General features: G+C 43.9%; 2 protein-coding genes and 1 pseudogene. 2 read left to right on the plus strand and 1 reads right to left on the minus strand.

Annotated features, from left to right (window positions below):
• Positions 1-294: 294 nt before the first annotated feature.
• Together AC1DUA_RS33300 and AC1DUA_RS33305 are read left to right on the plus strand one after the other, a co-directional pair.
• Entirely contained in the window at positions 295-1,113 is an 819-nt protein-coding gene (locus tag AC1DUA_RS33300) for an HAD family hydrolase (protein ID WP_477503812.1), read from the plus strand.
• Positions 1,114-1,212: 99 nt separating this feature from the next.
• Positions 1,213-2,292: a stalk domain-containing protein gene (locus tag AC1DUA_RS33305; RefSeq protein WP_477503813.1), complete on the plus strand. Its 1,080-nt coding sequence runs from the start codon at positions 1,213-1,215 to the stop codon at positions 2,290-2,292.
• A gap of 73 nt (positions 2,293-2,365) precedes the next feature.
• Here the strand turns inward: AC1DUA_RS33305 and AC1DUA_RS33310 are convergent.
• A pseudogene (locus AC1DUA_RS33310) lies at positions 2,366-2,580 on the minus strand (glycoside hydrolase family 88 protein); the annotation flags it as partial.

The following is a 2,580-nucleotide window of genomic DNA, read 5'->3' on the forward strand; positions in this document are numbered from 1 at the left end:
GAGTTTTGTTTGCGCAGTGTTAACTCTATGTGAATTTTTGTTTAATTTAGTTGTTTAATGTGGTTTATTATGTGATATTATCAAAAAAATAATTGAAATAAAGACTTTTATGACGTATTATCGATTTGGACATCAAGAAATACAACATTTTCAAAGAAAAATAACACCTGCCATTTGTTTCCACCCCCGCAAATCGCGTGTGAAATTCTGGTAATATCTGTGTTTAACGCAAATATTCTTTGCAATATTGTTTTTTTGTTACGCGAACGATTATTTAGGAGGAATTTTAACGCTATGTATAAGAAGAAAGCTCTTATTTTCGATTTGGATAACACCTTGTTATGGGATGAGAGGAGCATTAACGAGTCGTTTCAGGCAACATGCACTGACGCAGCAAATCAATTAGCAATAAACGCCCAAGCGCTTGAGCATGCGGTTCGCGAAGCTGCCAGCCTGCTTTTTAAATCTTTGAACTTATACGAATGGTTGCATATGATTGATGTGACGGATCTAGAGGCTTTGTGGGGGAATTTCCATCTAGGGGAGCACCCAAACTTCCGCAGAATGCAAGAGCTAGCGCCTGCTTACAGAAGAGAATCCTGGACTCTTGGCCTGCAAATGTTAGGCATTCATAGCCCCGAGAGTGGTGCCAAATTCGCCGAACAATTCATGGAAGAAAGAAGAAACCGCCCTTTTGTTTATCACGATACCTTCAAAGTTCTTGAGGAATTGCACAGCCAATATGCTTTATTGCTGCTAACAAATGGCGCACCAGACATACAACAGGAGAAAATTGATAGTATTCCGGGTCTTGCGGACTTTTTCGATCATATCGTTATTTCTGGGACTTATGGGGCTGGCAAACCATCTCCTGCGATTTTCCATCACGCACTTGATCTGCTTCACCTCACTTCACATGAAGCCGTCATGATTGGAGATACATTAGCGACCGATATTAAGGGCGCTCATAACGCCGGGATCACCAATGTTTGGATCAACCGACATCGTGTGGCAGCGCCTTTCAGCCTTCAACCAACTTATGAAGTTCTTACCCTGTCCGAAATTCCACAGATTCTGCATGCCGTTCAACGGACTCAGCAGCACATTGTATAAATTTTTAGGACAACTGCAACCTTTTGGAACCGACTTCCGTTTGATGAAATGTCGACATAATTAATACTAGATTTCAAAAACCGGAAGGAGCTTTATAATATGAAAAAGAAACTAACTGTACTATTAACTTTGGCTGGGATCCTCGGAACAACGGCCGCAGTCGGAGCTGAAGATTTGGTAGAAAAGGTGACAGGCTACCTACAAAAGGATGTAAAAATTGTTGTCAAAGGACAAGACAGCGGTCTTACACCTGTTTACATCGATGGAAAAGCTTATCTCCCAGTGCGCGATGCTGCAACTCAGCTTGGATATACAGTAAAATATGATGAAGCTAACAAAGAGATCGAGCTTGATGAAGCGGCTGACCTGATGCGTGCAACCGGTGTAGTTGTAAGCGTACAGGCTAAAGAAGACGGTAGTGCCCGCATCGAGCTGCTCGGCAGCACATGGGTCATTTTAAACGTTGACAAAACCACTGTTATTAAAGGCCTAGACGGCAAAACATTAACTGCAGCCGATCTGAAAGCTGGCACTCAAATTGATGCCGAGTTCGGACCCGCTATGGCGATGAGCTACCCAGGTCAAGCGCAAGCAGTCAACGTTAACGTTTATGCAGACCGTTTGGTCAAAGAAGATACAATCAAAGAAGTGAAACATACAGATGACGGCTGGCAAGTTCAATTAGATGGTTTGGTCCTGAACGCAGGTAAAGAAACTCGCGTCATGACATCCCAAGGCGAATCCGTGAATTGGGAAGACCTGAAAGCTGGCACGAAAGTCAAAGCTTACTACGGACCAATGGAGACGAGAAGTCTTCCTCCTCAAAGCCCTGTGTACATGCTCGTAGTTCAGGCTCAATCGCCTGTAATTGGCACTCCGAAAATGTCGCCAGAGGCCGCACAGGAGTACCGCAACTTGGCATGGGCGCAAGTGAAAGAGCAAGTGTCCCATATTACAACGAAACAAGACGAAGCAGCTGTTCAAATCGTTTCCTCTAAAGAAGCAGGCGTGCTTGCTTCCACAGATGAGCAGAAGAAATTACTCGCAGACGTTCAAGCAGCGAACGGTAACTTCGTGACAGTTACCTACAACACAGACCAAGACGAGCTTCTTGGACCGTTGACAGCTGTGTTCGATTTCAACACAAAAGCTTTTGTTGGTTTCAATGCTAGAAGATAATTGATTTCCAAAAAGAGGCTGCCCTTAAGGTTTATTTACCTTATGGGACAGCCTCTTTCTATGTTCCAAGGTCCTACCACAAATACAAGTCATTCCCCTTCAACTTAAACACAGCCTCTATAAAATAATAATCTCCATAAATGATTGAGGTATGGCGTTCAGGATGGTGATACGCAGCTGAGCCATGCGTAAGTATGCAGTCATTCTCCGTCGTCCAGTCGGTTCGGGACGCATCCAAGGTTTGCAGCATCTTCAATGCTGCACGAAGATACATCGCCTGCTCATGCT

The organism is Paenibacillus sp. 01T422, assembly GCF_056398785.1.

What these genes read in the sequence shown, in the direction of transcription:
- AC1DUA_RS33300 (WP_477503812.1), top strand. Translation starts at nt 295, where the DNA reads ATGTATAAGAAGAAAGCTCTTATTTTCGATTTGGATAACACCTTGTTA.
- AC1DUA_RS33305 (WP_477503813.1), top strand. Translation starts at nt 1,213, where the DNA reads ATGAAAAAGAAACTAACTGTACTATTAACTTTGGCTGGGATCCTCGGA.